Below are 5,436 nucleotides of genomic sequence, written 5' to 3'. Positions count from 1 at the left end.
CCGCGCACCTCCCCGCGCCGCAGGGCGTCGAGGCAGGAGTCGCAGCGGCAGAACGGGTTGGGCCACCCGTCGGCGGCACCCGTGCCCAGCAGCACGACCTCCATCAGGCCCCCGGCTCCCGGAGCGGCAGGACGGCGCGGCCGTCGGGGCGGTCGAGGACCTCGACGCGGGCGTCGTACACCTCGGCCACCCGTTCGACGGTGAGCACGTCCTCCCCGGTGCCGTCGGCGACGATCCGGCCCTCGTCGAGCAGGACCACGCGTTCGCCGTAGTGCGCGGCGGAGGTGAGGTCGTGCATGGCGGCCACCACGGTGAGTCCGCTCTCGCGTCGCATCGAGTCGACCAGCTCGAGGACCTGCTGTTGGTGCCCGATGTCGAGGGCGCTCGTCGGCTCGTCCAACAACAACACCCGGGGCTCCTGTGCCAGCGCCCGGCCCAGGACCACCCGCTGGAGCTCGCCCCCGGACAGCGTGGTGGCGATGCGCGGGGCGAGGTCGTGCAGCGCGAGTCTGTCGATCACTCCCTCGACGACCTCGTGGTCGTGGGGCGACTCGGTGCCGAAGCGGGGGATGTGGGGTGTGCGGCCCAGCCGGATCAGCTCACGTGCGCTCACGCCCTCGGGCACGACCGGGCGTTGTGGCATGAGCGCCACCATCCGGGCGACCCGCCGTCGCCCGGCCCTCCGTGGCGCCAGACCCATGACCTCGACCTCCCCACGGGACGGGATGAGCCCGGCCATGGCGTAGAGCAGCGTGGTCTTGCCCGAGCCGTTCGGCCCGACCAGGGAGATCCAGGTCCCGGTGGGCACGACCAGGTCGATCCCGTGCAGGACGGGCACGGCGTCACGGGCCACATGGAGACCGCGGCAGGACAGGGCTTCGCCGGCGTCCGGGGTGGAGGTCATATGAGCCCCCGGCTCCGACGCAGGACGAACAGGAAGAACGGGGCCCCGATCGCCGCCGTCACGACCCCGATCGGCAGCTCGGCCGGGCTCACCGCGGTGCGGGCCACTATGTCGGCCAGGACGAGGAAACTCGCGCCGACCAGCAGGGAGAGCGGTAGGAGTAACCGGTGGCCCGGGCCGATCACCATCCGCACGGCGTGCGGGATCACGATGCCGACGAAGCCGATCAGGCCGCTCACGGACACGACCGCGGCGGTGCCCAGCGTGGCGACGCTGATGAGCACCAGCCGCACCCGGGCCGGGGCGATGCCGAGGGTGGAGGCCTCGACGTCACCCACCGCCATCACGTCGAGGGTGCGCCGGAACAGGGCGATCACCGCGACCGAGACCAGGACGTACGGCAGCACGGTCAGCACCTCGGACCAGCCGCTGGTCGTGAGCCGGCCGAGCATCCACGAGTACACCTGCCTCAGGGTCTCGTCGTTGCGCTGCATGAAGAAGGTCTGGATGGCGCTCGCGAACGCGGCGACCGCGACTCCCGCGAGGATGATCACGACCTCGGTCCGACCGCCACCGACACTGCGGCCGAGGGTGTAGGTGGCCATCACCGCGATCATGCCGCCGACGAACGCCGCCGGGGGCACCATCGCCGAACCCATGGCCCCGCCCACGACGATCGCCAGCGTCGCGCCCAGCCCGGCGCCGCTGGAGACACCCAGGAGATAGGGGTCGGCGAGCGGGTTGCGGAACACGCCCTGATAGGTCGCGCCGGCGATCGCCAACATCGCGCCGACGATCCCGCCGAGCACGACCCGCGGGATCCGGATCTCCCACAGGATCACCTGCTGGCGAGGCGAGAACCCCGAGTCGACGTGCACGAACGGCAGTCGCCCGACCAGCTCGAGCAGGACTCCCCGCGGGGTGAGGTCGGCGGGACCGACCAGCGTGCCCGCCACCAGCGCCACGAGGAAGAGCACTGTCGCTCCGCCCAACACCAGGGCGTGGCGGGGCGACGCACGGGTCACGAGGCAGGTTCCCTCTCGGGCTGTGATTCGTTCACAGTCAGTGTGGAGATGATCCCGGCCACCTCACGCATGAAGTCCACCACGCGCGGGCCCCACCGGCTGGCCAGGTCCTCGTCGACCACGAAGACGCGGTCCTGCCTGACCGCGGCGAGCTCGCCCCAGCCGGGACGCTCGGCGACGACCTCCGGGGTGATCCCGCAGCACTGCCCGTCGGCGAGCATCACCAGGTCGGGGTCCGCCTCGAGGATCAGTTCCTCGGACAGCTGCGGGTAGGCGTCCTCGCCGGTCGCGATGGAGGTCAGCCCCAACAGGGAGTACACCTCGCCGATGTACGTGTCGTCGGTGACGGTGTAGTAGGTGTCGTCGAGCTCGTGGAAGTAGGTCAGCGGGGTCTCACGCCGGGGGACCGAGGCCACGATCTCGTCGATCTCGCCCCGCATCCGCGAGACCAGTTCGGCGGCCTCGCCGACCGTGCCGGTGGCCGCGCCGACCTGTTCGATCTGGGTGTAGGTGTCGTCCAGGGTCCGTGCGGCGGGGAGCAGCAGGACCTCGACCCCGGACCTCTCGAGACCGGAGACGATGTCGCCGGTGTCGTCCGTGGCCACGACCAGGTCCGGCTGGTACCCGAGGATCGCCTCGAGGTTCGGGGTGTAGCCCGACAGGTCGGTGACCGGCGCATCGGCGGGATAGTTCGAGCGTTCGTCCACCGCGACCACCCGGTCGCCGGCACCCACGGCGTAGAGCATCTCGGTGGTGGTGGGGCTGAGCGAGATGATCGCCTGCGGCTCGCCGGAGGCGGCGGCGCCGCCGGTCTGGTCTGCCTCCGGGTCGTCCGCCCCGGAGCAGGCTGAGGCGATCAGCGCGACTGCGGTGAGGACGGCGGCGAACCGGGAGCGGGCTCGGGGCGTGGTCCGGGCTCGAGACAGGTGCATGACATCCTCCGGGGATCGCCAGGACGAAAGCAGCTCGGCAGCGACGCGGACGCCGCGGCACGCAACCGTCCTTCGTGCGAGGTCAGTTCGTACGGTGCCGCGGTACCGGCCGACCCGGCGCGCCCGCTCGGGGCGGGATCACAGTTGCGCGGGCATCGTCGGATTCACACCGACTTCCGCCGGGCACCACGGGTGTCCGGCGGGGGAGCCGGACCCTCCGAGGGTAGCCGACCCCCGGGTCGACGGCAGGATGGGCCGTGACCACCCTCCGACACCCACCGACAGGAAGGACCACGAGATGACGACGACGAACGGTTCAGGCGAGGGGCCTTCGGCCGCGGAACTCCGGTCGCGGGGTTTCGCGACCCGGCGCGGGGTGATGGGCGACGCCTTCGTGGACCGCGCGATGGGCCGGGCCGAGGGGACCGCCTCCGAGGCCCTCCAGTACGTGGTCACCGAGAACGTGTGGGGGAATATCTGGGACCGTCCGGGACTCGGGCGCCGCGACCGCAGCCTGTTGAACATCGGCATGCTCGTGGCGTTGCGGGCGAACGTCGAGTTGGCCGGTCACGTGCGCGGCGGCCTGACCAACGGCCTCACCCGCGAGGAGATCACCGAGGCCGTGATCCACGCCTCGGGGTACTGCGGGGCGCCGGCGGCCCTCTCGGCCATGAAGACGGTCCAGGAGGTCTTCGACGCCCTCGACGGCAGGTAGGGTTGTGTCCAGAAGTGACCCCCGACACCCCCTGAGTGAGGAGCCCCTCGCATGCGCAGCACCATGCAGCCGGAACAGCTGAACATCAGTACCATCCTGACGTTCGGCGCGACCGTCCACTCGGACGCGGTCGTCACCACCTGGACCGATCAGGGCCCGCGGAAAGTCACGTTCGGCGAACTCGGGAAGCGGGCGGCCCAGCTCGCCCACGGGCTGCGTTCGCTCGGGATCGACGCAGACCAGCGCGTCGCGACGTTCCAGTGGAACAACTCGGAGCACATGGAGGCCTACCTGGCCATCCCGTCGATGGGCGCGGTGCTCCACCCCCTGAACATCCGGCTGTTCCCGGACCAGCTCGAGTTCGTGGCCAACCACGCCGAGGACAAGGTCGTCATCGTCGACCCGAGCCTGATCCCGCTCCTGCAGCCCCTGCTGCCGCGGTTCTCGACCGTCGAGCACGTGATCGTCACCGGCGGCGGTGCGGCGAACCTCGAGGCCCCGGAGGGCGTGCAGGTGCACGACTACGAGGCGCTTCTGGCGGCCCAGCCCACCGAGTTCGAGTGGCCCGAGGTCGACGAGAACTCCGGCGCCGCGATGTGTTACACCTCGGGCACCACGGGCGATCCGAAGGGCGTCGTCTACTCGCACCGGTCGATCTACCTCCACTCGATGCAGGTGTGCATGTCGGACGGGATGGACATCTCGCTCGACGACAACGTGCTGGCGATCGTCCCCATGTTCCACGCGATGTCGTGGGGGCTGCCGTACGCGGCGTTCCTGGTGGGTGCCTCACTGCTCATGCCCGAGCGCTTCCTGCAGCCCGAGCCGCTGGCCGCGATGATCGCCTCCGAGCGGCCGACCCTGGCCGCCGCCGTCCCCACGATCTGGCAGGCCGTGGACGCGTACAGCGTCGATCACCCGATCGACATGTCGAGCTTCCGTGCCGTGGTCGTGGGCGGCAGCTCCTGCCCGCCCGCGCTGATCCGCAAGTTCAAGGAGAACTACGGGATCAACATCATCCACGCGTGGGGCATGACGGAGACCTCGCCCATCGGCACGCTGTCGCGGCCGAAGGCGGACCTGCCGGAGGAGAAGCAGTTCGACCTGCGCACCACGCAGGGCCGGTTCATCGCGGGGGTCAAGGCCCGGATCGTCGACGACGCCGGCCAGGAAATGCCCTGGGACGGCGAGTCCGTGGGTGAGCTCCAGGTGCGCGGCCCCTGGATCACGGGCAGCTACTACAAGGTGGAGAACTCCGACTCGTTCGACGACGGCTGGCTGCGCACCGGCGACGTCGGCTACGTCCGCCCCGAGGCGTTCCTGCAGCTCACTGACCGTGCCAAGGACATCATCAAGTCCGGCGGCGAGTGGATCTCCTCCGTGGAGGTGGAGAACTACCTCCTCGAGCACCCAGCCGTGGCCGAGGCGGCCGTGATCGGGATCCCCGACCCCAAGTGGGACGAGCGCCCGCTGGCCACGATCGTGGTCAAGGAGGGCGTGGCCGACCCCGACGTCGAGGACCTGCGCGCGCACCTCGAGTCCAGGATGGCCAAGTGGCAGGTGCCGGAGAAGTTCGCGTTCGTCGACGAGATCCCCAAGACCTCCGTCGGCAAGCTCGACAAGAAGCGCATCCGCGTCTCGCACTCCGACGGTGAGCTCACGGTGGTCAACGCCCTGGAGAAGTAGCCCCCGGTCGGGCCGCCCCACCGGTCCGGTCCCGCCCCAACGAGAAGAGCGTTCCGCGCACATCGCCCGAGAGGCAGGTGCGCGGAACGCTCTTCTCGTTGGAGCGGCGGCGGCTGGACGGGTCGCGGCGGCGATTGGGCGGGTTGCGCGCGCGGGTCGGGCGGGTCGCGCGGG

General features: G+C 70.7%; 5 protein-coding genes and 1 pseudogene. 2 read left to right on the top strand and 4 right to left on the bottom strand.

What is annotated here, in order from left to right; all coding sequences use genetic code 11:
- The 4 genes and pseudogenes from G6028_RS17730 to G6028_RS13010 form a co-directional block, all read right to left on the bottom strand.
- A pseudogene (locus G6028_RS17730) lies at window positions 1–104 on the bottom strand (MBL fold metallo-hydrolase); the annotation flags it as partial.
- Window positions 104–904, bottom strand: a complete 801-nt coding sequence (locus G6028_RS13020) for an ABC transporter ATP-binding protein (RefSeq protein WP_182643910.1) — start codon at window positions 902–904, stop codon at window positions 104–106. The gene G6028_RS13020 and the pseudogene G6028_RS17730, both read right to left, overlap by 1 nt.
- Window positions 901–1,929, bottom strand: coding sequence for a FecCD family ABC transporter permease (locus G6028_RS13015; RefSeq protein ID WP_179523768.1), 1,029 nt, complete (start codon window positions 1,927–1,929; stop codon window positions 901–903). The genes G6028_RS13020 and G6028_RS13015 overlap by 4 nt, the downstream gene beginning before the upstream one ends.
- A complete protein-coding gene (locus G6028_RS13010; protein ID WP_182615542.1) occupies window positions 1,926–2,861 on the bottom strand; it encodes an ABC transporter substrate-binding protein in 936 nt (311 codons plus the stop codon). Before G6028_RS13010 ends, G6028_RS13015 begins: the two co-directional genes overlap by 4 nt.
- Window positions 2,862–3,159: 298 nt before the next feature.
- On the opposite strand from G6028_RS13010, the gene G6028_RS13005 reads away from it, so the two are divergent.
- On the top strand, window positions 3,160–3,576 hold the full coding sequence (locus G6028_RS13005; protein WP_182659126.1) for a carboxymuconolactone decarboxylase family protein: 417 nt from the start codon (window positions 3,160–3,162) through the stop codon (window positions 3,574–3,576).
- 51 nt (window positions 3,577–3,627) lie between these two features.
- On the top strand, window positions 3,628–5,262 hold the full coding sequence (locus G6028_RS13000; protein ID WP_182610385.1) for a long-chain fatty acid--CoA ligase: 1,635 nt from the start codon (window positions 3,628–3,630) through the stop codon (window positions 5,260–5,262).
- Window positions 5,263–5,436 lie beyond the last annotated feature (174 nt).

The organism is Dietzia cercidiphylli (assembly GCF_014145145.1).
Classification (GTDB): Bacteria; Actinomycetota; Actinomycetes; order Mycobacteriales; family Mycobacteriaceae; genus Dietzia; species Dietzia natronolimnaea.
The sequence above is the reverse complement of the archived record's forward strand: the minus strand, read 5'-3'. Positions and strand labels throughout refer to the sequence as shown.